The 24615-nt window shown below is 71.1% G+C and carries 22 protein-coding genes and 1 tRNA gene; 12 read left to right on the forward strand and 11 right to left on the reverse strand.

Annotation, left to right across the window (positions count from 1 at the left end; translation table 11 throughout):
* Positions 1-156 precede the first annotated feature (156 nt).
* A complete protein-coding gene (locus ACQEU8_RS32335; protein ID WP_433107419.1) occupies positions 157-726 on the reverse strand; it encodes a DoxX family protein in 570 nt (189 codons plus the stop codon).
* 119 nt (positions 727-845) lie between these two features.
* Here ACQEU8_RS32335 and ACQEU8_RS32340 point away from each other — a divergent pair, with 119 nt between their 5' ends.
* Positions 846-1355 carry a MarR family winged helix-turn-helix transcriptional regulator gene (locus ACQEU8_RS32340; protein ID WP_433107421.1) on the forward strand — a complete coding sequence of 170 codons (510 nt, stop codon included), beginning with the start codon at positions 846-848 and terminating at the stop codon, positions 1353-1355.
* Here ACQEU8_RS32340 and ACQEU8_RS32345 read toward each other — a convergent pair.
* The 4 genes from ACQEU8_RS32345 to ACQEU8_RS32360 all read right to left on the reverse strand — a co-directional run bounded on the left by ACQEU8_RS32345 (position 1304) and on the right by ACQEU8_RS32360 (position 5193).
* Complete coding sequence (locus ACQEU8_RS32345; protein WP_433107423.1) at positions 1304-2209, reverse strand: nitroreductase/quinone reductase family protein; 906 nt, start codon at positions 2207-2209, stop codon at positions 1304-1306. The two genes, ACQEU8_RS32340 and ACQEU8_RS32345, sit on opposite strands and share 52 nt — an antisense overlap.
* Positions 2210-2612: 403 nt before the next feature.
* Positions 2613-3836: a PLP-dependent aminotransferase family protein gene (locus ACQEU8_RS32350; RefSeq protein WP_433107425.1), complete on the reverse strand. Its 1224-nt coding sequence runs from the start codon at positions 3834-3836 to the stop codon at positions 2613-2615.
* Between the two features lie 77 nt (positions 3837-3913).
* On the reverse strand, positions 3914-4696 hold the full coding sequence (locus ACQEU8_RS32355) for an SDR family NAD(P)-dependent oxidoreductase (protein WP_433107427.1): 783 nt from the start codon (positions 4694-4696) through the stop codon (positions 3914-3916).
* A 71-nt stretch (positions 4697-4767) separates the two neighbouring features.
* On the reverse strand, positions 4768-5193 hold the full coding sequence (locus tag ACQEU8_RS32360; protein WP_433107429.1) for a VOC family protein: 426 nt from the start codon (positions 5191-5193) through the stop codon (positions 4768-4770).
* Positions 5194-5389: 196 nt separating this feature from the next.
* On the opposite strand from ACQEU8_RS32360, the gene ACQEU8_RS32365 reads away from it, so the two are divergent.
* The gene (locus ACQEU8_RS32365) at positions 5390-5749 is read left to right on the forward strand and encodes a hypothetical protein (protein ID WP_433107431.1); all 360 of its coding nucleotides are present in this window, start codon (positions 5390-5392) and stop codon (positions 5747-5749) included.
* A gap of 109 nt (positions 5750-5858) precedes the next feature.
* Here the strand turns inward: ACQEU8_RS32365 and ACQEU8_RS32370 are convergent.
* A tRNA-Leu gene (locus ACQEU8_RS32370) sits at positions 5859-5944 on the reverse strand.
* 438 nt (positions 5945-6382) lie between these two features.
* On the opposite strand from ACQEU8_RS32370, the gene ACQEU8_RS32375 reads away from it, so the two are divergent.
* Together ACQEU8_RS32375 and ACQEU8_RS32380 are read left to right on the forward strand one after the other, a co-directional pair.
* Complete coding sequence (locus tag ACQEU8_RS32375; RefSeq protein ID WP_433107433.1) at positions 6383-7249, forward strand: ABC transporter ATP-binding protein; 867 nt, start codon at positions 6383-6385, stop codon at positions 7247-7249.
* Positions 7250-7571: 322 nt separating this feature from the next.
* Positions 7572-10106: an ABC transporter permease gene (locus ACQEU8_RS32380; RefSeq protein WP_433107435.1), complete on the forward strand. Its 2535-nt coding sequence runs from the start codon at positions 7572-7574 to the stop codon at positions 10104-10106.
* 125 nt (positions 10107-10231) lie between these two features.
* On the opposite strand, the gene ACQEU8_RS32385 is transcribed toward ACQEU8_RS32380, so the two are convergent.
* Both ACQEU8_RS32385 and ACQEU8_RS32390 read right to left on the reverse strand, forming a co-directional pair.
* The gene (locus ACQEU8_RS32385) at positions 10232-11599 is read right to left on the reverse strand and encodes a class I SAM-dependent methyltransferase (RefSeq protein WP_433107437.1); all 1368 of its coding nucleotides are present in this window, start codon (positions 11597-11599) and stop codon (positions 10232-10234) included.
* Between the two features lie 213 nt (positions 11600-11812).
* The gene (locus ACQEU8_RS32390; protein ID WP_433107439.1) at positions 11813-13261 is read right to left on the reverse strand and encodes an NAD(P)/FAD-dependent oxidoreductase; all 1449 of its coding nucleotides are present in this window, start codon (positions 13259-13261) and stop codon (positions 11813-11815) included.
* Positions 13262-13715: 454 nt separating this feature from the next.
* On the opposite strand from ACQEU8_RS32390, the gene ACQEU8_RS32395 reads away from it, so the two are divergent.
* The 7 genes from ACQEU8_RS32395 to ACQEU8_RS32425 all read left to right on the forward strand — a co-directional run bounded on the left by ACQEU8_RS32395 (position 13716) and on the right by ACQEU8_RS32425 (position 20593).
* A complete protein-coding gene (locus tag ACQEU8_RS32395; RefSeq protein ID WP_433107441.1) occupies positions 13716-14393 on the forward strand; it encodes a lysoplasmalogenase family protein in 678 nt (225 codons plus the stop codon).
* Between the two features lie 88 nt (positions 14394-14481).
* Entirely contained in the window at positions 14482-15789 is a 1308-nt protein-coding gene (locus tag ACQEU8_RS32400) for a cytochrome P450 family protein (RefSeq protein ID WP_433108872.1), read from the forward strand.
* 151 nt (positions 15790-15940) lie between these two features.
* A complete protein-coding gene (locus ACQEU8_RS32405; protein WP_433107443.1) occupies positions 15941-16999 on the forward strand; it encodes a transglycosylase family protein in 1059 nt (352 codons plus the stop codon).
* A gap of 114 nt (positions 17000-17113) precedes the next feature.
* Positions 17114-18394 (forward strand): phosphopyruvate hydratase, encoded by a 1281-nt coding sequence (gene eno / locus ACQEU8_RS32410; RefSeq protein WP_433107445.1) that lies wholly within the window; start codon positions 17114-17116, stop codon positions 18392-18394.
* Between the two features lie 127 nt (positions 18395-18521).
* Complete coding sequence (locus ACQEU8_RS32415) at positions 18522-18998, forward strand: FtsB family cell division protein (RefSeq protein WP_433107447.1); 477 nt, start codon at positions 18522-18524, stop codon at positions 18996-18998.
* A 90-nt stretch (positions 18999-19088) separates the two neighbouring features.
* Positions 19089-19628, forward strand: coding sequence for a DUF501 domain-containing protein (locus ACQEU8_RS32420; RefSeq protein WP_433107449.1), 540 nt, complete (start codon positions 19089-19091; stop codon positions 19626-19628).
* A complete protein-coding gene (locus ACQEU8_RS32425) occupies positions 19625-20593 on the forward strand; it encodes an exopolyphosphatase (RefSeq protein ID WP_433107451.1) in 969 nt (322 codons plus the stop codon). The genes ACQEU8_RS32420 and ACQEU8_RS32425 overlap by 4 nt, the downstream gene beginning before the upstream one ends.
* A 37-nt stretch (positions 20594-20630) precedes the next feature.
* On the opposite strand, the gene ACQEU8_RS32430 is transcribed toward ACQEU8_RS32425, so the two are convergent.
* Together ACQEU8_RS32430 and ACQEU8_RS32435 are read right to left on the reverse strand one after the other, a co-directional pair.
* Positions 20631-21611: a nucleoside triphosphate pyrophosphohydrolase gene (locus tag ACQEU8_RS32430; protein WP_433107453.1), complete on the reverse strand. Its 981-nt coding sequence runs from the start codon at positions 21609-21611 to the stop codon at positions 20631-20633.
* Between the two features lie 103 nt (positions 21612-21714).
* Positions 21715-22377 (reverse strand): SurA N-terminal domain-containing protein, encoded by a 663-nt coding sequence (locus ACQEU8_RS32435; protein WP_433107455.1) that lies wholly within the window; start codon positions 22375-22377, stop codon positions 21715-21717.
* Positions 22378-22638: 261 nt separating this feature from the next.
* Here ACQEU8_RS32435 and ACQEU8_RS32440 point away from each other — a divergent pair, with 261 nt between their 5' ends.
* Positions 22639-23901 carry an FUSC family protein gene (locus tag ACQEU8_RS32440; protein WP_433107457.1) on the forward strand — a complete coding sequence of 421 codons (1263 nt, stop codon included), beginning with the start codon at positions 22639-22641 and terminating at the stop codon, positions 23899-23901.
* Between the two features lie 63 nt (positions 23902-23964).
* Here the strand turns inward: ACQEU8_RS32440 and ACQEU8_RS32445 are convergent, their stop codons facing one another.
* A complete protein-coding gene (locus tag ACQEU8_RS32445) occupies positions 23965-24561 on the reverse strand; it encodes a Uma2 family endonuclease (RefSeq protein WP_433107459.1) in 597 nt (198 codons plus the stop codon).
* Positions 24562-24615: the final 54 nt, after the last annotated feature.

The raw sequence follows: 24615 nt of genomic DNA on the forward strand, positions 1-24615 counted from the left end.
TGGCCACACTGCGCGGCCTTGCGGTCCAGCGTAATGCGTTAGCAAAAACAGCACGCTAGTGCAGAGTCAAGAACGAAGAAAAGCTGTCTGTTGTTCCACTTCCCCTACACGACCCCGACCTCACCCGCGCGGACCCCATGTCCCCCTCCGGGAGGTTCAGGAGCGCATGAGGAGAACGGCGCCCGCGAGTACGGCACCGAGCACTAGCAGGGCCGCGCCGTGGGTGAACCGGTGCGGGCGCGGCAGGGGCAGCACCCGGTCGGCCGCCAGCCGTCCGGGCCCGGTGAGGGTGAGCGCCCCGGCGGCCACGACGAGCAGCAGTTCGTACTCGATGCCCTCGGGCGCGAAGAAACCGCCGCCCCACTTCACCGCGATCGCGTTGAGCATGGTGCCGAACACCGCGGCCCCCGCGAGCGGAGTGAGCAGGCCCAGCACGAGACCGAGCCCGCCGAGGGTCTCGGTGAGCGCGGCGACGACGGCCATGCTCTTCGGTGAGGGGTAACCGGCGGCGCCGAAGAACTGGGCGGTGCCGTCGATGCCCCCGCCGTCGAACCAGCCGAACAGTTTCTGCGAACCGTGCGCGGCCATGGTGAGGCCGACCGCGAGGCGCAGCACGAGCAGCCCGGCGTCGTAGGCGGACTGCTCAGCGGCAGCGGCGTCGGAACTCGCGGGGACGCGGGTTGCCCGGGGGTAGTCGGTGGTCTCGGTGGTGTGGGGGGACGACATGAGCGGAGCCTCCTACTGCTGCACGGCGGACCGGACCGGACAGGTTGTTCAGATTTGAATGACGGACCACGACAGTAACAAGAAGGTTCGAATTTGAACAACCGAGTAGGATGGACGCCATGGCGGGAACCCGGTGGCTCGATGAGCGTGAAATGGCGGCCTGGCTGGGCTTTCTGGAAGCCACCAGCCGGGTGTCCCGCCATGTGGAGCAGCAGCTGAAGGACGACGCCGGGCTCTCCCACGCGCAGTACGAGATCCTCGTCAAGCTCGCCACGGCACCCGACGGCGAGGTCCGGATGACCGATCTGGCCCACGGCCTGTTCACTTCCAAGAGCGGCCTCACCTACCAGGTGGGCCAGCTGGAGAAGCGCGGCCTGGTCGAGCGCCGCTCCTGCCCCACCGACGTACGGGGCATCCTGGCGGTGCTCACGACGGAGGGCCGCGACACGCTGCGTGCCGCGGCCCCCGGTCATGTGGCCGCCGTGCGCGCCGCCCTCATTGACGTGCTGGAGCGGGACGAGCTCGATGTGCTCGCCCGCGCGCTGGGCCGCGTCGGCGCCCGGCTGCGCCCCCCGGGTCAGGGCGCCGGCATGGCGGCCAGCGGCGGGATCAGCACCTCCTCCTCGTAGTCGAGATGCGCTTCGAGCTCGTCCGTCATCCGGGCGAGCTCGGCGCGGAAGCGGTCCGGGTCGGCCGTCGTCAGATCGGCCAGCAGCGCCTCCAGCTCGGCACGGATCCGGTCCACCGTGCGGTGCTCGGTACGCAGCCGTTCGAGCGCGGGCGCCAGGTGCGGGTACTTCTGGGCCAGTACGGGGAAGACGCCCTGGTCCTCCGAGGTGTGGTGGACGTGCAGGGACTCGCAGAAGGCGAGGCAGTGCTGGCGGATCTGCAGCCCGAGGGAGGGCTGCGGGGTGTCATGGGCCGTGCTGCGCGCCGCGAAGTGCGCCTCCGCCTCGGCCGCCACATGCCGCAGCTGCTCACGCAGCCAGGTGTGCACCTCCAGCAGCTTGTCGACGAGGCCGGTGAACGGGGCGTCCGCGTACGGGCGTTCGAGCCGGACCACTGGCAGCGATCTGTCCGTCCGCGCCTGGTAGTCGGCGTACCCGGGCTGCTGCCGCACCACGTGGGCGAACAGCCGCTCGCGCTCGGCACCCTCGGTGGGCACGGCGACGGCGCCGAACGAGTCCGTCCCCACCTCCACGCGGACCATCGGGTGCGCGAGGAGGTTGTGGTACCAGGCGGGGTTGCGGGGCGCGCCGCCCGCCGAGGCGACGATCAGAAGCCCGCCGTTCTCGTCGCGTACGAAGCCCAGCGGCGAGGTCTGCTCAAGACCGGTACGGGCCCCGCGGGTGGTCAGCAGCAGCAGGTCGCCCCCGGCGAACGGCCCGCCGACCCGGCCCGAGTTGGCGCGGAACTCCTCGACGACGGCGTGGTTGAAATCCGTGACCCGGGGCGGGACGGACTGGATGGGTGAAGGGGTCAAGAAAGCAGCTCCATGGGAAAGAGGGCTCTCCCGAGGGCAGGGGTGAGCGCACGGGTGGCCGGAGCGGCACCCGGACAGCACCCGGGCAGGGGAGAGCCCGGCGAGGAAAGGGGAAGAAACAGGCGCGCTCGCTCGGTCAGAAGGCGGCGCGGGACGGCGGCTGCGCTGCGCGCAGGCCGTCAGAGATCACGTGTCAGACGAGCCCGGCGGTGTGTGTACCCACGATGCACTCCTCACGTCAGGGCGCCTCCATGCCCCTGCCGTACAAGCGGCAGCGACACGCGGCACAGCCGCCCATTCAACAGGCCACCGCCCCCCGTTTCAAGAGCTCCCCGACGTGCTCGGCGGCCTGATCGCGACCTGCAAGGCGTTCCGTACCGTGGCCCGCGCCTGACCCGGACGGCTACACGGCCGACCCCAGCACCCCGCCGAGCCGCCGCAGCCCCTCCCGGATCTCCTGAGGGGTGTGCGTGGTGAACGACAGGCGCAGCGCCGCGGGGTCGGGTGAGCCGGCGAAGAAGGGCGTACCTGGGACGTAGGCGACGTCCCGCGCGACGGCCTCGTGCAGCAGCTCCGTCGCGTCGTAACCCTCCGGCAGCCGTGCCCAGATGAACATGCCGCCCTGCGGGTGGTTCCATGTGCTGCCCGGCGGCAGCGCTGCGGACAGCCCGTCGAGCAGCGCGTCGCGGCGGTCGCGGTAGGCGTCGCGGACCCGCGCCAGATGCGCGTCCAGGTCGTTGTCCGCCAGATAGCGGGCGGCCGCCGCCTGGTCGACGGTGGAGCAGTGCAGATCCAGCGCCTGCTTGGCGATGACACAGGCGCGGCGCAGTGCGGCCGGTGCGCGCAGCCAGCCGAGCCGCAGTCCGGGCGCCATCACCTTGGAGAAGCTGCCCAGGAGCACCGTGCGGTCGGCGGCCGGCGGCAGCGAGGCGACCCACGGCTCGTGCTCACCCTCGAACCGCAGTTCGCCGTACGGGTCGTCCTCCACGATCCACATGCCGTACCGCGCGGCGATCTCGGCGACGGCCTGCCTGCGGGCGAGCGGGAGGGTGCGGCCGGTGGGGTTCTGGAAGGTGGGGATCAGATAGAGCATCTTGGGCCGCTCGCGCTCGACCACCTGCGCCAACGCCACCGGGTCGACGCCCTCGTCGTCGGAGTGGACGGGCACCACGCGCGCACCGGTGAAACCGAAGCACTGCAGGGCCGCGAGATACGTCGGGTTCTCCACCAGCACCGTGTCGCCCGGCTCCAGAAGCGCGGTCGCCAGCAGGGTGAGGGCCTGCTGCGAACCGGTCGTCACCAGCAGATCGTCGGGCCCGGTCGGCAGGCCGCGCTCCCCCAGCCGCCGCGCCACGGCCCCGCGCAGCGCCGGATCGCCCTCGGAGGTGGAGTACTGGAGCACCCGCTGCGGCTGCTCCGCGAGCACCCGGTCGTAGGCGGCCCGTATCTCCTCGGCGGCGAACAGCTCGGGCGCCGGGAGCCCGCCGGCGAAGGAGATCACCTCGGGCCGCTCGGTCAGCGCCAGGATCTCCCGTACGGGAGAGGAGCCGACCGAGGCGGCACGGGCGGCGAGCGGGGGTGCGGGAACGGTGGCGGGAGCGGGGCCCGCGAGCGTACTGGGAGTCATCTGCGCAGCTTAGAAGCGTCTTACGGCGCTTCCCCAGTGAATTCCGCTACGTGGACAACGGCCGCGGGGCCGCCGCTTCAGAGCGCGTGACCGCCCGCGGCCTGGAGGACCTGGCCGGTGATCCAACGGGCCTGACGGGAAGCGAGGAAGACCACCGCGTCCGCGATGTCCTCCGGCAGCCCGACCCGGCGCAGCGGGATCTGCGGCACGACCTGCTCGACGAGTTCGTCCGGCATCCAGCCGGTCTGCACAGGGCCGGGCGCGACGGCGTTGACGCGGATGCCGCGCGGGCCCAGATCGAGCGCCGTCGCCCGGGTGAACGCCTCCAGCGCCGCCTTGGAGGTGCCGTAGACGACCTGCCCGGGGAAGGCGCGGGCCGCGTCCGTGGAGATGTTGACCACGGCCGCTTCCCGGCCGCGCCGGGCGAGGTCGGCGGTCAGCAGGGCGGGCGCGAAGGTGTTGACCCGATAGGTGCGCTCCAGGATCGCAGGGGTCAGTTCGTCGGCGCTGTCGACGACTTCGCAGTGCGCCGCGTTGTTCACCAGCACATCGACGGGCCCGAGCCGGTCGGTGACGGCGTCGAGCAGCGGGCCCGCTGCCGCACCGTCCGCGAGGTCGGCGGGGAAGAGCTCGGCCGCCGCCGCGCCCGCGGTGCGCAGCCGCCCCAGCACTGCCTCGGCCTCCTCGCGCCCCGGCGTCCGGTGCGCGAACGGGACACCCTGCGGGCTGCTGTCGGCCGGATACCAGTGCGCGGCGATCCGGGCGCCGCAGCGGGCGAAGGCCAGCGCCGTCGCCTCGCCGATACCGCCCACGGCGCCGGTCACGAGCACGGTGCGGCCGGAGAGTCCAGGATCGATCATCGCCTCACCATCGCAGCGGGCACCCACCCGCTCAACCGCTTATCCGACGACGCCGCCGGGCCGTCGCCCTCTCAGTGGCCGTCGGCGGTTCCGGCCTGGATCAGCCAGACGTGGCCGTCCGGATCGGCGAACGCGCCCGTGTAGCCCCAGGGCTGATGTGCCGGCTCGCTGACCGTCCGGGCACCGGCGCGGACGGCACGGGCGACCATCTCGTCCACGTCGCGCTCCTCGGCGACCGGCACCGCCAGGACGCACTCGCTGTGCCCTGCCTCGGCGACGGTGTGGTCGCCGGTGATCCAGTCGAAGCCGCCGGTGGGGATGAGCATCAGCCGCAGTCCGTCGTTGACGAGGAACCGCAGCGGCTCGGGGACCCCGTCCTCGGCGAGCTTCCCCACGGCCTCCAGGCCCAGCCCGTCGCGGTAGAAGGTGTACGACGTCATGCGCTCGGCGACGGGCAGGCTCACGGTGACGGTCGGGAGCGTCCGGGTGGTTGCCATGGGTGCCTCCTGAGGGTGGATGCGGACCTTCGGACTCAGGCCTTCGGATACAGACCATCCAGCGCGCTGTTCCTCATCGCTGTGGCACGCGCGCCGCAGTGGGCGCGCGAATCGCCGGTTGGGGTCACGCCGAACGGGTACCTGCGGGCCGATATTGGGCCCTGGAGCGAATTCGCGAGAAAGGGAGGCCCGCACGATGACGGCGGAGATGTCCGAAGGGGAGATGGAAGTAACCGTGGAGCTCAGCGAGTGCGCCTGCGAGGACGCCGAGGCGGTCTTCGGGGTGCTGAGCGGGCTGTTCCCCTCGGACTGGGCGGAGCTGCAGCCGGAGGGCCGCAAGGCCAACGTATGGCTGTCGCGGTTCGACGTCTCGCGCGACAGCGGGCGCCCGGAGGCCGTGACGCTCGGCTCGCCGGTGACGGCGGAGTTGCAGGGCTCCCCGCAGGCGGTCGAGCGGCTGCACCGCGTACTGCTGGAGGCGTTCGGCGTGGTGGAGGTGCTGGAGGTCGCCGGTGACCAGGAGAAGCAGCTCCGGCTCCGCTTGGAGACCCGCTGACAGCGCGCCGGGAGCGCGCTGCGGAATTCCGGCCCCGCCGTCGGGCACAAGGGCCGGGGCGGTGCGCTCGGCGGGGGTGACTCCGACAGATCGCCGGCGCTCGGCCGGTTGGTGCCCGGAGCCGGACTTGAACCGGCACGGCCCTTAGGGCCAACGAGGTTTAAGCTCGTCGTGTCTGCATTCCACCATCCGGGCACCGGCTCCTGGACCGCGTCGTACGCCGCTGGGCGCAGACGGCCCCTCCCCAGGGCGCGGGACGAGCCTATCCAGGGTCATCCCCCGAACAGCGGATCGACCGACCGATGTTGTCTTATTTTATTGGCAACTGACGGGCCATCAGTGTCACATGCACCACTTCGCAGGGGTCTCCCCGCCACGTCCGGCTCGCCAGGAATGACGGAAAGTCGCCGTTCAGTCACGGGCATTCGCGTCCCAAGTCGACCAGGGTCATATGCCAGGGGCGATTGCGGTCGATACTCCCCCGCATTCCCGCCAACGCCCCCTCGGCGGTCTCAGGGTCAGCCGTCATACCCAAGGATGACCGCGGGGCCGGCGGCTACCTCCCAAGACTGCCCCGGAAACAAGAGCCGGGGCTGATCCGGCGGGACGGATCCGCCGGAACGATGGAGGCACATGGAAAGTTCCGTCTCTCACCCGACCAACGTCCGACAGGAGCACCGCGCCGTGACGACCAGCACCCGTCAGCACCACACCGCGGGCGGCCCGTACCCCGGAGCCCCCGCTGACCTCATGAGCACCGGCGTAGCCGCGGCGCGGGCCACGGACCTGTCCAAGGTCTACGGCCAGGGCGAGACCAAGGTGGTCGCCCTCGACCGGATATCGGTCGAGTTCCGGCAGGCCGAGTTCACCGCGATCATGGGCCCCTCCGGCTCTGGCAAGTCCACGCTGATGCACTGCATGGCGGGGCTCGACTCGATCTCCAGCGGCAGCGCCCGGATCGGCGACACCGAACTGACCGCGCTCAAGGACAAGAAGCTCACCCAGCTGCGGCGCGACCGGATCGGCTTCATCTTCCAAGCGTTCAATCTGCTGCCCACGCTCAGCGCCCTGGAGAACATCACGCTGCCGATGGACATCGCGGGCCGTAAGCCCGACAAGGCGTGGCTGGACCGCGTCATCCAGACCGTCGGCCTCGCCGACCGGCTCAAGCACCGGCCCAACCAGCTCTCCGGCGGCCAGCAGCAGCGGGTGGCCGTCGCCCGGGCGCTCGCCTCCCGGCCGGAGATCATCTTCGGGGACGAGCCGACCGGCAACCTCGACTCCCGGGCCGGGGCCGAGGTGCTCGGCTTCCTCCGCAACTCCGTACGCGAACTGGGCCAGACCGTCGTCATGGTCACCCACGACCCGGTGGCCGCCGCCTACGCGGACCGCGTCGTCTTCCTCGCCGACGGACGCATCGTCGACGACATGGCAGGCCCGACGGCCGACGGCGTGCTGGAGCGGATGAAGTCCTTCGACGCCAAGAACCGGACCAGCTGAGCCGAGCGGCCCGCTCCGCGCTCCCGCGCCTTACGGCGCCGGTCCGCCCGGCGCCAATCCGCCCGGCGCCAGTTCGCTCGGCGTCAGTTCGCTCGGCGCCGGTCCGCGCCGTACGTGCTCGCACGCCGTACGCGCTTCCGCGCCGTACACGCTCACGCGCCGTCCACCGCGCACGCGCCGTTCACGCGCACTCGCCGCACCCGGTTCGCGCCGGGCAGGCGGTTCGCGCCGGACAGGCTTCGGCGCGCCGTACACGCTTCCGCGGCCGGCCTCCCACCGCCGGCTTCTCGCCACTCGCAGAAGGACCTTCCAGGACTTCCTCATGCTCCGAACAGCCTTGCGCAATGTTCTCGCGCACAAGGCCCGGCTGCTGATGACCATGCTCGCCGTGCTGCTCGGCGTGGCCTTCGTCTCCGGCACCCTGGTCTTCACCTCGACCATCTCCGACGCGTTCCACAAGAGCTCAGAAAAGGGCTACGCGAACGTCGACGTGTCCATACAGCAGGACAACAGCGACGCGCCCGAAGGCCGGGACGCCATATCGCCGTTGAGCCAGCGCACCCTCGACCGGGCCGACAAGCTGCCCGGCGCCAAGTCCGCGACCGGTGTCGTCTCCGGCTTCGCCGCCCTCTCCGACAAGAACGGCAAGCTCGTCGGTGACGGCTTCTCCACCGAGGGCGCCAACTACTACGCCGGCCGGGACGGCAAGGGCTCCGACCCCCGCTACCCGATGAAGGACGGCGCCGCGCCGCGCGCCCCCGGCCAGATCGCGCTGGACGCCAAGACCGCGGAGCGCACCGGCTACAAGGTCGGCGACACCGTCCGCATGTCGGTGGACGGCCCGGTACGCAAGGAGAAGGTCACCGGCATCTACACCACCGATGACGGCAACGTCGCCGCCGGCGGCTCTCTCGTCCTCTTCGACAACGCCACCGCGCAGCAGCTGTTCGCCAAACCGGGTGAGTACACCGAGATCCAGCTGAAGGCCGAGCCGGGTGTCTCGCAGGCCGCACTCAAGCAGCGGGCCGAGAAGATCCTGCCCTCCGACGCCGAGGCCGTCACCGGCAAGAAGCTCGCGGAAGACGAGTCCCAGCAGATCGAGTCGAGCATGTCCGGCATGAAGACCAGCCTGCTGGCCTTCGCCGGAATCGCGCTGTTCGTCGGCATCTTCATCATCGCCAACACCTTCACCATGCTGGTGGCCCAGCGCACGAAGGAACTGGCGCTGCTGCGCGCAGTGGGTGCCAGCCGCCGCCAGGTCACCCGTTCGGTGCTCATCGAGGCGCTGGTCGTCGGCACCGTGGCGGGGCTGATGGGGATGGCGGCCGGTGTCGGGATCGGCGCCGGGCTGCGTGCCCTGGTCGGCAACATGGGCACCATGCCCGACGGGCCGCTGGTGATCGCTCCGTCCACCGTGGTCATCTCACTGCTGGTCGGCGTCTTCATCACCGTGCTCGCGGCCTGGCTGCCCGCCCGGCGCGCGGCCAAGATCCCGCCGGTCGCGGCGATGGGCAGTGTCCACGCCCCCGCGACGACCCGCTCGCTGATCGTCCGCAACACCATCGGCGCGCTGCTGTCCGCCGCCGGTGCGGTGCTGGTGCTGATGGCGACCAACATGAAGGACGGCAAGGCACCGATGGGCGCGGGCGCCGGACTGCTGCTGATCGGCGTCTTCGTGCTCACCCCGCTGCTGTCCCGCCCGCTGATCGCGGCGACGGCGCCGGTGCTGCGGCTCTTCAACGTCAGCGGAAAGCTGGCCCGGCAGAACGCGGTACGCAACCCGCGCCGTACGGCGGCCACCGCGTCCGCGTTGATGGTCGGGCTGACGCTGATCACCGGGCTGACGGTCATCGCCGGCGGCGTGCAGAAGGCCGTCGACAAGATGGCCTCCGACTCACTGAAGGCCGACTACGCCATCTCCATGGCCAACTTCACCCCCCTCTCCCCCACCGTGGAGAAGAAGCTGGTCCAGTCGGACAAGGTCACCGCCACCTCGCCGATGCGCAACGCCCCGGCCGAGATCGACGGCGAACCCGAGTACCTGACCGGCGTCAACGGCTCCACCATCGGCCAACTCACCTCGCTCGACTTCACCAAGGGCGGCTGGTCCGGCGTCGCCGGCGGCAAGCAGGTCGTCGTGGACGACAAAACGGCCAAGAAGCAGGGCTGGAAGCCCGGCTCCCGGTTCGAGGTGACCTACGACGACGGCAAGAAGGCACAGCTGTCGGTCGCCGGTGTCTACAAGGGCAACGAGATGATCAAGGGGATCATCGTCGACAACAAGGCCGTGACTCCGCACATGGAGAAGGTCGTGGACATGCAGGTCCTGGCCAAGACCAAGGACGGCGCCACGGCCGAGGTGAAGAAGTCCCTCGAGAAGCAGCTAGGGAACAACCCCGCGGTCCAGGTGCAGGACAAGAAGGACATCTCCGAGGGCATCGCTCAGATGATCAACATCATGCTGAACATGCTGTACGGGCTGCTCGCGATGGCCGTCATCGTCGCCGTGCTCGGCGTGATCAACACGCTCGCCATGTCGGTCTTCGAACGCGGCCAGGAGATCGGGATGCTGCGCGCCATCGGTCTCGACCGGCGCGGGGTCAAGCGGATGGTGCGGCTGGAGTCGCTGGTCATCTCGCTGTTCGGCGGGGTGCTCGGGATCGGCCTCGGCGTCTTCTTCGGCTGGGCCGCCGGGGAACTGATCGCCGGCTCGCTGGCCACCTACACGCTGGTCCTGCCCTGGGGACGGATGGGGGTCTTCCTCGCCCTCGCGGCCCTGGTGGGTATCCTCGCGGCGCTGTGGCCCGCCCGGCGGGCGGCACGGCTCAACATGCTGGCTGCCATCAAGACGGAGTGAGCCCTCCGGGGCCCCGGACACGGGGCCCCGGACCCCGACCGGGGTGGGGCAGGGGTTGGTCTGGCCCCTGCCCCACCCCTATCCGTTTCTCAGAGCAGCGCGGCTTCTCAGTTGAGCCCGGCTTTTCAGGGGAGCGCGGCAGCGTCCGCGTCCGCCGTCCACGAGCGGGTCCGCAGCGGGAGCCCCGAGGCGCCGGATTCGGGGGTCTTGACGGCCAGCACCTGGTTGACGCCGATCCGGTTGCGCTCGAACGCCAAGGCGGAAGCCGCCATGTAGAGCCGCCAGACCCGCGCGCGGCCCGGCGTGGTGAGCCGCGCGGCGCGGCCGAAGTCGGCCTCCAGATTGCGCACCCAGGCGCGCAGCGTCAGCGCGTAGTGCTCGCGCAGCGACTCGACGTCCCGCACCTCGAAACCGGCCCGCTCCAGCTGCCCCACGGTGCGCCCGATGGGCGCGAGTTCCCCGTCGGGGAAGACATAGGCGTCGATGAACGGATCCACCTCGTACGCCTCTTCGTCGGCGATCGGCCGCCGCGCGATCTGGTGGTTCAGCAGCCGGCCGCCGGGCTTCAGGAGGGCGTACAGCTCGTCGGCGTACTCCCGGTAGCGCTCGGCACCGACGTGCTCGGCCATACCGACGGACGAAATCGCGTCGAACGGGCCGTCGTCGATCTCGCGGTAGTCCTGGACGCGGATCTCCACGCGGTCCGCCAGCCCCTCCTCGGCGATCCGCTTGCGGCCGTAGACGGCCTGCTCGCGGGAGAGGGTGACGGCGACGGCGCGTACGCCGTATTCGCGCGCCGCGTGCAGTACGAGGGAGCCCCAGCCGCCGCCGACGTCCAGCAGCCGCTGCCCCTCGCGCAGTGCCAGCTTGCGGCAGATCAGATCGAGCTTGTCGCGCTGGGCGTCCTCCAGGGTGCCCCCCGGCTGCCAGTAGGCGCAGGAGTAGACCATGCTGGGGCCCAGCACGAGCTCGTAGAAGTCGTTGCCGACGTCGTAATGGTGGCTGATGGCCTTGCGATCGCGGCCGAGGGTGTGCCGCAGCCCGGTGCGGCCCCGGACCTCCTCGGCGGGCGGCGGGGGCGGCAGCCCGGGTCCGGCCAGCCGCAGCAGTTCGGCGGCGGCCTGCCGCGCTGCGGGGTCACGCGCCAGGGTCAGCGCCCCGCGCGCCCAACCGGGGCCGGACGCGGAGGTGTTGCCGGCTTCGGGTACGGCTCCCGGCCCGTGGCCGCGCTCCCAGATCAGTCCGGCCAGCAGATCGAGCGCCTGGTACAGATCGCCCTCGATATCGAGCTCCCCGGCGACCCAGGCGCGGGCCAGCCCCAGCTCGCCCGGCCGCCACAGCATCCGGCGCAGCGCCCGCCGGCTGCGGATGACCACCACGGGGGCTCCGGGCGGTCCCGCCTCGCTGTGGTCCCACGCCCGCACCCTGACCGGGAGCGGATCCCTCAGCAACTGCTCCGCGAGCGCGACGATCCGTTGGGCGGCACCGGCCATTGAGCACACCTCCGTGTCAGGAAGGGGTGGGTTCCCCGTACACGAAAACGCGAGCGGGGGTGGATGTATGCCCACTGTGCCCAACGAACCGGTCGATTCGGTACGCCGAAATCGCCGAAAACAACGAGAGGGGCGTGCGCCCCACGGATGGCGCACGCCCCTCTCGGGGTCCCTTCGGCCGGCCCTGCCGCGGGCCGGCCTGCGGGTATGAGGTCAGGAGGAGGCAGCTGCCTTCTCGCTCTTGCCGCCCACCGGGCTGTCGGCCCGGCTGTCGGCGGTGGCCTTGCTGGTGTCGGCGGGCGCGGACGCCTCCGCCTTGCCGAGCGCGGCCGCGGTCACCGGCGCCGCCGCCTCGTAGAACTCGCCGCGCGGGTGCTCCATGGCACCGAGCGAGACGACCTCGCGCTTGAGGAACATCCCCAGCGTCCAGTCGGCGAAGACCCGGATCTTACGGTTCCAGGTCGGTACCGCCATGCCGTGGTAGGCACGGTGGAAGTACCAGGCCAGCCGACCGCGAAGCTTGATCTTGGTCTTGCCGAAGACGATCATCGCGACGCCCTTGTGGAGACCGAGGCCCGCGACGGCGCCCTTGTTGGCGTGCTTGTACTTGCCCTGCGGGAAGCCGCGCATCCCGGAGATGACGTTGTCCCCGAGCACCTTGGCCTGGCGCAGCGCGTGCTGCGCGTTGGGCGGGCAGAACGCGCCCTCCTTGCCGGCGGCCAGGTCCGGGACCTGCGCGTTGTCACCCGCGGCCCAGGCGTAGTCCATGCCCTTGACCTGCATACCGGCGTCCACGTCCACGTGCCCCTTGGGGCCGAGCGGCAGACCGAAGCGGGAGAGCACCGGGTTGGGCTTGACGCCCGCGGTCCACACGATGGTGCTGGAGTCGACCTCCAGCCCGTTCTTGAGCACCACATGGCCGTCCACGCAGGACTCCATGGAGGTGTTCAGATAGACCTCGATGCCGCGCTTCTTGAGGTGTTCTAGACCCCACTCGCCCAGCTTCGGGCCCACCTCGGGAAGGATCCCGGGGGCCGCGTCGACGAGGACGAACCGCATGTCCTCGCGCTTGACGTTGGGGTAGTACTTGGCGGCGTCACGTGCCATGTCCTCGACCTCGCCGATGGTCTCGGCACCGGCGAAACCGCCACCGATGAAGACGAAGGTGAGGGCCTTGCGGCGAGCCTCCTCGTCCTGCGTGGAGTCCGCCTTGTCGAGCTGCTCGAGGACGTGGTTGCGCAGGCCGATCGCTTCCTCCACACCCTTCATACCGATCCCGTTCTCGGCGAGACCGGGAACCGGGAAGGTACGGGAGACCGCGCCCATCGCGATCACCAGGTAGTCGAAAGGCAGCTCGTACGCGTCGCCGACCAGCGGCGCGACGTGTGCGATCTTGCGGTCCTGGTCGATCGAGGTCACGCGGCCGGTGAGGACCTCGGCCTTCGGGAGCACGCGTCGCAGGGGGACCACGACGTGGCGGGGTGAGATGCTGCCGGCGGCAGCTTCAGGGAGGAAGGGCTGGTACGTCATGTACGACCGCGGGTCGACGACCGTGACGGTCGCCTCGCCGTAGCGCATCTTCTTCAGGATGCGCCGCGCTGCGTACAGACCGACGTACCCGCCACCCACTACGAGGATTCGGGGACGCTCCGTGGTGCTCATGAAATCGAGTATCCACCCACTGGTGGGGGTCACTTAGTGAGGGCCTTCACAAGCATCCCCCCACCCTCTGCTACACTCCGCCGCCCCGTGATCGAGCCCACAGGGCGGCGAAGGAACCACGGACCGGCGTGAGCCGTTGACACAGCTTTTGAGCTGCGGGGATCGACGGGGCGACGAGTGGACCACGCGACGGCGGCCGGACGGTGTCGTCCCGGCGTGACGAGAGCACATCCGGAACCCCGCCTTCCAACCCGAAAACCGGGGCTCACCGGGCACTTTCTCATGTGAAACAATTCACGAAACTCATCTGCCGGTGCCGCGGCGGACCCCCGGGAAGGCCCCTCTACACCTATCAGCGGAGAGACGCAGCGCTCAAGTGAGAGCGTGCGGCCCTCCCTCGCCGGCATCCCGCCGCAGGGTTGACGGCACTCTACTCGGCAGTAACACTGCCCGGATGGCGATCACCAAGGGGAGGACTCCGGGCGTGGAGAAGACTCTGGGCACGTTCGCCGCGCTGGCCGCCGCGGATCTGTACGCCACCGCGAAGTCCCCGCGCGGCCCGGCGCGCGCGGCCAAGCCCCTCCTCATGCCCGCGCTCGCGGCCCACGCCCGGCGCACCGCCCGGCCGGGTCGCCCGCCCGCCGCGCTGCTGGCAGGGCTCGCCTGTGCCACCGCCGGTGACACCGCTCTGCTCTGGGACCGCCACCACCGCGCGCTGCTGGCCGGGATGGCCGCCTTCCTCGGCACGCAGGTCAGCTACACCACGGGGATGACGGCGCAACTCGGCGCCGTACGCGAGCTGCGCGCCCGCCCGAAGCGCGCTGCCGTCGCGTTCGCCGCGTGGGGCGCCGTCAACGCGGTGCTCGCCCCCACGCTGGAGCGCCGGCTGCGGCTCCCGGTGGCGGGCTACAGCCTCGCGCTCGCCGCTATGGGCGCCGCCGCGCTCGGCGTCGGGGGCAAGGTCGCCGCCGGGGCGCTGTCGTTCATCGCCTCGGACGCACTGATCGGGCTCCAGGCGGCGGGGCACGAGTTCCCCTCCCAGGAAGTACTGATCATGGCGGGGTATCTGCTGGGCCAGTACCTGATCACGACGGGCTGGCTGGAGCGCACCCCCTCCCGCACACCGCGCTGAGCACATGCCGGGGCCAGCGCATACCGTCGTAGCCGTGCACGACCCGAACGACCCCGGCCCCGGCCCGGAGCCCGCGCCCCCGCCGCCCATGCCGCCGCTCTTCGACTGGCAGTTCGCCGCGGACCCCTATCCCGCGTACGCCTGGCTGCGCGAGCACGCGCCCGTACGGAAGACGGAGCTGCCCAGCGGGGTGGAGGCGTGGCTGGTGACCCGGTACGCCGACGCTCGGCAGGCGCTCGCCGACCCGCGGCTGAGCAAGAATCCGCACCACCACGGCGAACAGGGCGCGCACGGCAAGGGCAAGGTGGGCATTCCGGGCGAGCGCAGCGCGAACCTGATGACGCATCTGCTGAACATCGACCCGCCCGACCACACCCGGCTGCGGCGGCTGGTCTCCAAGGCGTTCACCCCGCGCCGGGTCGCCGCCTTCGCGCCCCGGGTACGGGAACTCGCGGACGACCTGATCGACTCCTTCGCGACACGTGGCGAGGCCGATCTCATCCATGAGTACGCCTTTCCACTGCCGATCTACGCCATCTGCGAGATGCTCGGCGTACCGCGTGAGGACCAGGAGGACTTCCGCACCTGGGCGGGCATGATGCTGCACACTTCCGGGGGGCAACCCCCGGGCCCCCGAGATCAGCCCGGCAGCCCGCGCGGCGGCGTCGGCCGCGCGGTCAAGCGGATGCGGAGCTACCTCGCCGAGCTGATCCACCGCAAGCGCGCCGAGTTGGCCCGTACGGAGCCGGCTGGCGGGGAGGACGGCGAGGACCTGATGTCCGGCGATCTGATCTCGGGCCTCATCCGCGCCTCCGACCACGGCGAGCACCTCACCGAGAACGAGGCCGCCGCTATGGCGTTCATCCTGCTGTTCGCCGGGTTCGAGACGACCGTCAACCTGATCGGGAACGGTACGTACGCGCTGCTGCGCCACCCCGAGCAGCGGGCCCTCCTCCAGCGTGCGGTCGCCGACGGCGACGAGGGGCTGCTGGCCGGTGCCGTCGAGGAACTGCTGCGCTACGACGGCCCCGTGGAACTGGCGACCTGGCGCTTCGCCACCCGCGAGCTGACGATCGGCGGGCAGCGGGTGCGGGCGGGCGAGCCGGTACTGGTCGTCCTGGCGGCGGCCGACCGCGATCCGGAGAAGTTCACCGAGCCCGACACCCTGGACCTCACCCGGCGGGACAACCAGCACCTGGGCTACGGGCACGGCATCCACTACTGTCTCGGCGCACCGCTGGCCCGGCTCGAAGGACAGACCGCGCTGGCGGCGCTGCTGCGCAGGCTGCCCGATCTGCGGCTGGCGGCCGACCCCGCCGAGCTGCGCTGGCGTGGCGGGCTCATCATGCGCGGGCTGCGGACACTGCCTGTGCAGTTCGCCCCGGCCGACCGCTGAGGCGGGGTTTGTGCGGTTGGGGTGATGGTGCGTCACCTATGTGACCGTGGCGTGATGTGGGCGACATTGGCTTGTGACTGTGGGCGTTCGCAGCTACGTTCGGTCACCGACTTCGGTCATCGTCCCGCTTGTCCCTTACGAGAGGTCAACCATGCGCTCCGGGAACGGTCGGCATCGCCGCCCCCGCCAAGCCCCCGCTCTCTTCGTCACCGCCGGGGTCACAGGTGCCGGGATCGCCATTCCACTGCTCGGCGCCACCGGCGCACAGGCCGCCGACGCCGGCACCTGGGACCGCGTCGCCGACTGCGAGAGCGGCGGAGCGTGGAGCGCCAACAACTCCAACGGGTACTACGGCGGGCTCCAGTTGGACCTGGACACCTGGAAGTACTACGGCGGCACGATGTACGCCGAGCGGCCGGATCTGGCCAGCCGCAGCCAGCAGATATCCGTCGGCGAGAAGATCCTCGAGGCCGAGGGCCCGCGCGCTTTCCCGCAGTGCGGAAGTGAACTGAAGATCGAGCTACCGGGTCTGGACGACGACGAATCGCAGGACGCGGATCCGTCGCCCTCGCCGACGCCGTCCGAGACACCTTCCGACGACGCCGACGAGTCGGGCAAGCCCGATGGTTCCGGCAAGCCCGATGAGACCGACAAGCCGGACAAGCCCGGTGAGTCGCAGAGCCCGAAGCCGACGCCCGACGACAGCGCCGATGAGACGCCGTCGGACGAGGAGACCGGCACCCCCGAGGGCGGGTCGTCCGAGTCTCCGCAGCCGTCGAAGCCGTCCGACGACGAGCCGTCGACCCCGAAGCCGCCCCACAACGGGCCGTCCGACGACGACTCCTCCGACACCTCAGGCTGGTCGGGCCTGGGGCCCGGCGGCCCGGACCGCCTTGGCTCTCCGTCCGAAAAGGCCGACAAGCCCGGGAAGTCGGACAAGTCCGGGAAGGGCAAGCACCGTGGGCGGCCTGCCGACGAGCAGCACGACCGCGACGAGTCCCGCGACCGCGCCTCGCGGGAAAAGGACCGCGATCGGGCACGCGAGGGCGGCGGCAAGCACCGGGTCACCGTCAAGGCGGGCGACTCCCTCTCCGGGATCGCCGCCGAACAGGACGTCGCGGGCGGCTGGTCCGCGCTCTACGAGCGGAATCGCGAAGCGATCGGCGACGACCCCAACCTGCTCCGCCCGGGCCAGCAGCTGAAGCTGTAACCCTCGCTCCTGGGGTCGGCACGCGGCCGTGAATCGGGGCAGCCGCGCGGGAGCGCGGGGTGGGACGGTTAGGCTCGGGGCGGAGAAAGTCGTCCCAGACGAAGGAGAAACCTCGTGCCGTCCATCGACGTCGTCGTAGCCCGCGAGATCCTCGACTCGCGAGGCAACCCCACCGTCGAGGTCGAGGTCGGCCTCGACGACGGCAGCACCGGCCGTGCTGCCGTACCGTCCGGCGCCTCGACCGGCGCCTTCGAGGCGCTCGAACTGCGCGACGGTGACACCGCGCGCTACAACGGGAAGGGCGTCGAGAAGGCCGTCCTCGCCGTCATCGAGCAGATCGGCCCGGAGCTGGTCGGCTACGACGCCACCGAGCAGCGGCTGATCGACCAGGCGATGTTCGACCTGGACGCCACGGCCGACAAGTCGTCGCTCGGCGCCAACGCCATCCTCGGCGTCTCGCTGGCCGTCGCACACGCCGCTTCCGAGGCGTCCGACCTGCCGCTGTTCCGCTACCTGGGCGGCCCGAACGCGCACCAGCTGCCGGTGCCGATGATGAACATCCTCAACGGCGGCTCGCACGCGGACTCCAACGTCGACATCCAGGAGTTCATGATCGCGCCGATCGGCGCGGAGTCCTTCTCCGAGGCGCTGCGCTGGGGCGCCGAGGTGTACCACGCGCTCAAGGGCGTGCTCAAGGAGCGCGGCCTGGCCACCGGGCTGGGTGACGAGGGCGGGTTCGCGCCGAACCTCGGCTCCAACCGCGAGGCCCTCGACCTGATCATCGAGGCCATCCAGAAGGCCGGTTACAACGCCGGCCAGGACATCGCGCTGGCGCTGGACGTGGCCGCCTCCGAGTTCTACGAGGAGGGCGTCTACGCGTTCGAGGGCCAGAAGCGCTCGGCCGCCGAGATGACCGAGTACTACGAGCAGCTCGTCGCCGACTACCCGCTGGTCTCCATCGAGGACCCGCTGTTCGAGGACGACTGGGCGGGCTGGAAGACCATCACCGACAAGCTGGGCGACAAGGTGCAGCTGGTGGGCGACGACCTGTTCGTCACCAACCCCGAGCGGCTGGCCCGCGGTATCGAGGAGGGCGCCGCCAACGCGCTGCTCGTCAAGGTGAACCAGATCGGTTCGCTGACCGAGACGCTGGACGCGGTTGAGCTGGCGCAGCGCAACGGCTTCAAGTGCATGATGTCGCACCGCTCGGGCGAGACCGAGGACGTGACGATCGCCGACCTGGCCGTCGCGGTCAACTGCGGTCAGATCAAGTCCGGTGCCCCGGCCCGTTCGGAGCGCGTCGCGAAGTACAACCAGCTGCTGCGCATCGAGGAGATCCTGGACGACGCGGCCGTCTACGCCGGTCGTTCGGCGTTCCCGCGCTACAAGCGCTGAGTAGCTACAAGCGCTGAGTATCGGAACGCCGAGTATCGGACGCTGAGCAGTCGGCCGACCCACGGTGCCGTACCACCTCATAGTCGAGGGGGTACGGCACCGCGGGTAGCACCCGCAGGGGAGAGGTATGGGAGCGGACCGGGACCGTTTCTCCACCGCGACGCGCCTGCGCGCCCTCGGCGCCCAGGCCGCCGAGCGGGTGTACCGGGCGCAGGGCCGGAAAGTACGCACCCCGCGCAAGGGGCGGCTCACCGGCCGGGCCGCGCTGTTGGCGCTCGTACTGTGCTCCCTCGTCGTGGCCCTCGCGTATCCGACGCGGCAGTACGTCACCCAGCGCTCCGAGATCGCCGACCAGCGGCGGCAGGCCGAGCAGGCGCGGGCCGAGGTGAAGCGGCTGCGTGAGCAGCGGGCGCGCTGGCGTGACCCCGCGTATGTGGAGCGGCAGGCACGCGAGCATCTGCACTTCGTACGGCCCGGCGAGACCGGTTACACCCTGCGGGACGGCACGGCAGAGGTACGCCGCCCCCGCGAGCACGGGCCCGCCGACCGGGCCTGGTATCAGAACATGTGGGACGGCGTGGACCGTGCGGACCAGGCCGAGTGAGCTGCCCGGCCACTCGGCGGCGCCGGCCGCACCCCTTCCCCGACGACTGAAGCTCCCCCGACTGAAGCGAAGCGACGAGCACCCTCACCCATGGACACCCCACCGCCCCAGACCGAGCCGACGCCGCCCACCGACGCGGACATCGCCGCCTTCCAGGAGCAGCTCGGCCGCCCGCCGCGCGGGCTGCGCGCCATCGCCCACCGCTGCCCCTGCGGGCTGCCCGACGTGGTGGAGACCGCGCCCAGGCTGGAGGACGGTACGCCGTTCCCCACCACGTACTACCTGACGTGCCCACGCGCGGCCTCCGCCATCGGGACGCTGGAGGCGGACGGCGTGATGAAGGAGATGACGGCGCGGCTGCGCGAGGACGCTGAGCTGGCCGACGCCTACCGGGCCGCGCACGAGGACTATCTGGCGCGCCGCGACGCCATCGAGGAGTTGGTCGGCTTCCCCAGCGCGGGCGGTATGCCCGACCGGGTGAAGTGTCTGCATGTGCTGGTCGCGCACTCGCTGGTCGCGGGCCCCGGCGTCAACCCGCTGGGCGACGAGGCGCTGGCGATGCTGCCCGAGTGGTGGCGCAAGGGCCCGTGCGTGACGGTGCCGCAGGAGACGGAGGAAGGTCGGGCATGACGACGAGCCGCGTGGCCGCGATCGACTGCGGCACCAACTCGATCCGCCTGCTGGTGGCGGACGCCGACCCGGATACCGGGGCGTTGACCGATCTGGACCGCCGGATGGAGATCGTCCGGCTGGGGCAGGGGGTGGACCGCACCGGACGGCTGGCGCCCGAGGCGCTGGAGCGCACGTTCGCGGCCTGCCGCCGGTACGCCGACATCATCGCCGGGTTCGGCGTACCGCCCGAGCGGACCCGCTTCGTCGCGACCTCCGCGTCCCGGGACGCGGAGAACCGGGACGAGTTCGTCCGCGGCGTACTGGACATCCTCGGCGTCGAGCCGGTGGTGATCACCGGTGACGAGGAGGCGGACTTCTCGTTCACGGGCGCCACCAAGGAGCTGGCGCCGGGCACGTTCGCACCGCCGTATCTGGTGGTGGACATCGGCGGCGGCTCCACGGAGTTCGTGCTGGGAGCCGAGAGCGTCGAGGCGGCCCGCAGCGTCGACATCGGCTGCGTCCGGCTGACCGAACGCCATCTCACCGTGGACGGCGCCCTCACCGAGACCCCGGAACCGGCGCAGGTGGCGGCGGTCCGCGCCGATGTGGAGGCGGCCCTGGACGAGGTGGCCCGCACCGTGCCGCTGGAGCGGGCCCGCACCCTGGTGGGCCTGGCGGGCACGGTCACCACCCTGGGCGGCATCGCCCTGGACTTGGACGCCTACGACTCCTCCCGCATCCACCACACCCGCATCCCGCTGTCGGGCGTCCGCGAACTCACCGACCGGCTGCTGGCCGCCTCCCACGACGAACGCGCCGCCATCCCGGTCATGCACCCGGGCCGCGTCGACGTCATCAACGCGGGCGCCCTCGTACTGCTGACGGTCATGGAACGCATCGGCGCCGAGGAAGTCGTGGTCAGCGAGCACGACATCCTGGACGGGATCGCGTTCAAGGCAGCCGCCTCTTCCTCGCCGCAGTGAGCAACGGGAACAGCATCGGTACGGGGGCGGGGCCCGGCTAGTCCGTCCGCTGCTCCCGTTCCCGGATCAGGTCGCGGTACTCGCGGGCCGCGGCCCGCAGCGCCGTTTCCGGGTCGATGCCCTCCCGCTCGGCCTCGGCGGCCAGGGCCAGCAGGGCGTAGCCCACCCCGCTGCCGGCGCTCTCCGGCGGTGCGAGGCCGGCTGTGCGGGCGCGGCCCGCGAGCTTCGCGGCGAGGGAGAGGGCGGGCTGGCCCAGCGGGATGCCCTCGGTCACCGAGACCCTCTCGTTCTTCTCCAGGGCCTTGCGGCGCTGCCAGTGCGTCTCGACCTCGGCCGCGGTCTCGGCGACATCGTCGCCGAACACATGCGGGTGGCGGTGCACCAGCTTCTCCACGAGGGTCGCGGCCACGTCGTCGATGCCGAACGGCGCTTCGGGGTCGTCCTGGGCGATCCGGGCGTGGAAGACGACCTGGAGCAGTACGTCGCCGAGCTCCTCGCGCAGTTCCTCGCGGTCGCCGCGCTCGATGGCGTCGATGAGTTCGTAGACTTCCTCGACGCCGTATTTCAGCAGGTCCTTGTGGGTGCGGAGGGCGCTCCACGGGCACTCGCGGCGGATCCGGTCCATGACCTGGACGGCGTCCAGCAGCCGGGCGCCCGGCAGATCGTAGGAGCCCGGCAGCAGCTCCAGCTCGGGCATGGCAAGGCGGCCGGAGCCCGCCAGCCGGGCCAGCCCATCGGTGAGCGCGGGTTCGCCCTCGGCGGTGGCCAGCACCACGACCGAGCGGCCGCCGTCCTGCGCGCACTCCGCCACCAGGGCCCGCGCGTCCAGCTCGACGCCCGCCTCGGCCTTGACGCCCGCGTCGCGTACGTACGGCAGCTGCGGGTGGGCCGGGTCCGCGCACAGCACGCGGTCGGCGGTGCGCAGCACCTCCCAGGCGGGCCAGGACAGCAGTCCGGGCGCCACCCGGTGGGTGGTGGTGAGCAGGACGATACGGCCGGTCTCGGGGATCTTCTTCACCCTACGAACGTACTGCGTTCGGCCGGGGGGCGACCCCGCACCCCCAGCCGGACAACCGGGTCGGACGCGGCGACGGCTCCCGCAGGGCGAGGGACGGCGGGCCTCACATCTGCTGGGCCCGGTCCGCCGCCTCGCCGGTCAGATCGCGCAGCCACGGGGTCTTGGCGCCGGTGAGGGTGGAGCGGGCCGCGTCCCACCTGCCGTACCGCGGGTTCACATTGATCTTCATGCTCTTGGAGACCTTGGACAGCTCCGTGGTGAGCTGCTGGTTCCCCTGCGGGGACGTCGGGTCGATGCCCTTGGCCTTGGCGATCTTCTCGACGAGCAGCTGCATGCGGATGCGGCTGTCGATGTCGCGGGGCGCCACGCTCTGCTGCCGCAGCAGCATCGCCTCCAGTTGCCTGCTGCCGCCCGCCTGCTGTTCGAGCTGCCCGCGGACGCGCTGCACCTCGCGGCGGCTGACGCCCACTCCGGCGTCGTCGGCCGCCTGTTCGACGATGCGCTCGCGGATCATGCCGTCCAGCGTGGACTGGGTCAGCTTGCCGCTCTGCTTGATCATCTGCTCGCCCTGGGGCGCGCCGCGCTGCGCGTCCCGTACGGCACCGACCCGGGACTGGAGCTGCGCCATGCTGATCCGGTCGCCCTTCACCAGTGCCGCCGCGCCCGGGTGTGCGTCGTCACCGCACGCGGTGAGCAGCGGTGCCGCGACGACGAGCGCCGCGACGGCGGAAAGGGTGAGCGCGGACCTGCGGTGACGGCTTTCCATGGGGCCTCCCGGCGGCGGCGAGGGTCGCGCTTCCTCGCGCGACCTGGCGGTGATCGATGGTAGGTAGTCGAACGGGTCCATGACCACCGGTTCGACATCAAATCGACCAACGATTCGGGAGCAGTTGGGTAGCTGCCTCACCCGCCCGGGTGCCCGGCGGTCCCGCCGCGCCCGCACGCCCGGCCGAGCGGCTCTGCTCGCCGTTCACCCCGACGGCGCTCTCCCTGTGGCAACGGGAGGGAAAGCGGGGAGGGACGCAGGGTGCGCGAAGTCACCGACCCACTGCTGAACCTGGTGCGGCGGCACCGGGAGCCCGTGGTCGCCCAGACGGCCAGGTCGACCATCGCCGCCGTGATCAGTTACGCCGTCGCCCTCGAACTCAGCAGCGAGCCCGCGCCGCTGACCGCGCCGCTCACCGCGCTGCTGGTCACCCAGGTGACCCTCTACACGACGCTGCGGACGGGTATGCGCCGCGTCAACTCGGTGGTCGCCGGGGTGCTGCTGGCCAGCGGCTTCAGCGCACTGGTGGGGCTGAGCTGGTGGAGCCTGGGGGTGGTCATCCTCATGGCGCTGATCGTCGGCCGCTTCGTGAAGGCCGGCGAGTTCGTCCCCGAGACGGCGATCAGCGCCATGCTGGTGCTGGGCGTGACCCAGAACCAGGTGGCACAGATGGCCTGGGACCGGATCCTGGAGACACTGATCGGCGCGATCGTCGGGCTGGGCTTCAACGTGCTGTTCGTCCCACCCGTGTGGGTGCAGCCCGCCGGGGAGGCGGTCATCGATCTCGCGGGCCGGATGCACCGTCTGCTGGTGGGCCTCGGCGAGGACGTGGTCGGCTTCACCCCGGTCAGCCAGGCCGCCGAGCGGCTGCACCAGGCGCGCCAGCTGGACCACGACATCGTGGAGGTCGACGTCGAACTGCGGCGCGCCGAGGACAGCCTGCGGCTCAACCCCCGGGTGCGCGAGGGCCTGCTCTCCCGCGTCGTGATGCGCACCGGGCTGGACGCCCTGGAGATCTGCGCCGTCGTACTGCGCACCACCGCCAGGACCGTGACCGACCTGGCAAAGAAGCGCCTGGACGAGCCGCTGTTCAGCGAGGAGATCGCCGACAGCATGCGGGAGCTGTACGTCCATATGGCCGCCGCGGTCCAGGCGTTCGCCGAACTGATCACCACGCCGGTCAGCGCGAACGCGGAGGAGGCCGAGAACCGGCTCGTACGGGAGCTGGAGGCCAGCCGCGCCAGCCGGGACACCGTCGCCTTCCTGCTGCTCGACAAGGTCCGCGAGCATCCGCGCCAGTGGCAGCTGCACGGCGCCCTGCTCGCCGAGGCGGACCGCCTCCTCGACGAGCTGGACGTGGAGAAGCGCTCCGAGCGCCTGTGGGAGGAGCTGGACCGCCAGTCCCGCGAACAGCGCGAGAAGAACCCCGTCCTCCGCCGCATCCGCCAATTCCGCAACCGCGAACGCGCCCGCCAACGCGAACACGAGGAAGAGCGCGAACTGGAATGGGAGGAGGAGCCCTGAGCGCCTCGCCGCGGGCATCGAACGGCGGAACCGAGCCGACCGCCTGCTGCCCGCTGTGTTGCGCTAGCGGCCGTTCGCCCCGCGCTCCGGCCCGTACCGGGGAAGCCCGTCGGTGGTGAGCTTGGTGCGCAGCCCTTCCAGCTCCAGCGGCACGTCTTCGCCGTACTCCCCCCGCAGGCTTCCCTGGTAGGCACCGTCCTTCGGCACGGTGTGCAGCGTCCAGGTGCCCTGCCGGGGGTCGATCACCAGGTATGCGGGCACGTCTGCCTCCGCGTACCAGCTGACCATGTCCCGCGTGTCCTTCGTGGCGCTGCCCCGGGAGACGACCTCCACGACCAGCGCGGCACTCCCGGGCTCGGCCAGCCAGTCGTCCGAGTCTCCGAAGGCGGCGTCGCAGACCAGCAGATCGGGGGTGGCGTAGTCGTCCGGGTCATGAGGGAGGGCCACGGAGGCAAGCTGGAAGGCGTCAAGGTCACTGGGCAGGACCGGCTTGAGCTGGTCGTACACCACATTGACCACCTTCGCGTGCTTGCCACGCGGGGTGGGAGACATCATGAGAACCCCTCGAATGATCTCGGCTCGCAGGCCCGTGGCCTCCTCCGCCGCCTCTGCCGTACGGCGCAGCCGGGTCATTCCTCGCTCCGGGACAGTCATGGTCATGAAGTCCTCCCTACCGCTCCGTGTGCCGCAAACCTAGAGACCGCGACACGGGAC

Origin of the sequence: Streptomyces sp. CA-250714, assembly GCF_050936705.1 — a bacterium.
Taxonomy (GTDB): Bacteria; Actinomycetota; Actinomycetes; order Streptomycetales; family Streptomycetaceae; genus Streptomyces.